1 protein-coding gene is annotated in these 385 nt (G+C 61.0%); it reads right to left on the reverse strand.

The genetic code is table 11. The features are described 5' to 3' along the window. A partial coding sequence (locus QJT78_RS52260) for a general stress protein (RefSeq protein WP_348652451.1) occupies positions 1-231 on the reverse strand: 231 nt, incomplete at its 3' end. Positions 232-385 lie beyond the last annotated feature (154 nt).

The following is a 385-nucleotide window of genomic DNA, read 5'->3' on the forward strand; positions in this document are numbered from 1 at the left end:
GGCAGCGCCACCAAGACCTGCGCCGACGCCCGCTCCCGTGGCTGCGCCTTCCGCCCGATCGTCCACCCCATCGCGATCGCGATCGACCTTCTTGTCGGTGCTGTACCAGTTGTCGGAATTGTTCGCGACGATGCTCAGATCCGAATGCGGCACGCCCGCGGCCTCCAGGCTCGTCACCGCGCGCTGCGCATCGGAGTAGTTATCGTAAAGACGTGAAATCGTAACGGTCATGCTGAATCCCTCCTAATTTTCGCTGGTGGTCGCCAGGTTACTTGGCCGCGTTCACGTTGCCCTGGAAATCCAGACTGACATTGGTCGAGGCACCGCCTTTGCTGGCCTTTCCGCGCCAAACGCCGTTGTCGTCCTTCTTCAGGGATGTGACGTT

This window comes from Bradyrhizobium sp. Mp27 (genome assembly GCF_029953005.1).
Lineage (GTDB): Bacteria > Pseudomonadota > Alphaproteobacteria > Rhizobiales > Xanthobacteraceae > Bradyrhizobium > Bradyrhizobium barranii.